Origin of the sequence: Massilia sp. CT11-108, from assembly GCF_047302915.1 — a bacterium.
In the GTDB taxonomy this organism is placed as follows: domain Bacteria; phylum Pseudomonadota; class Gammaproteobacteria; order Burkholderiales; family Burkholderiaceae_D; genus Telluria; species Telluria orientalis.
Map to the genome: position 1 here is coordinate 1 of NZ_JBKYMO010001409.1, position 311 is coordinate 311.

Consider the following 311-nt stretch of genomic DNA (forward strand, 5'->3'; position numbering starts at 1 on the left):
GCGGGCGCGGGCGACCCGCTCGACCTGCGCGCGCGCTTCTCCCACCCGCCGTTCGGCGCCAAGCCGTCCGATGCAAGGCGCTGGAAAGGCCAGGTGTATGCCGACCTGCGCAACACCGACCTCGCCGCCTGGAAGCAGTACGTCGATTATCCGTTCACCCTGCAGGAAGGCCGCGGCTCCGTGCGCGCCTGGCTCGACTTCGACCACGCCCGCCTGGCCGGGGGCCTGCAGGTTGGAGTTTTGAATCGGGTGGATGTGAATGCCTCTTCTTTTTCTGGGGGCGTGGGGACGCACACGCCCCGGGCGCAAAC

The 311-nt window shown here is 68.8% G+C and carries 1 protein-coding gene; it reads left to right on the forward strand.

The window, feature by feature from the left end; all coding sequences use genetic code 11:
* Positions 1 to 311 (forward strand): hypothetical protein (locus tag ACEN88_RS35045; RefSeq protein WP_413347030.1); only part of this gene is annotated, 311 nt, incomplete at both ends.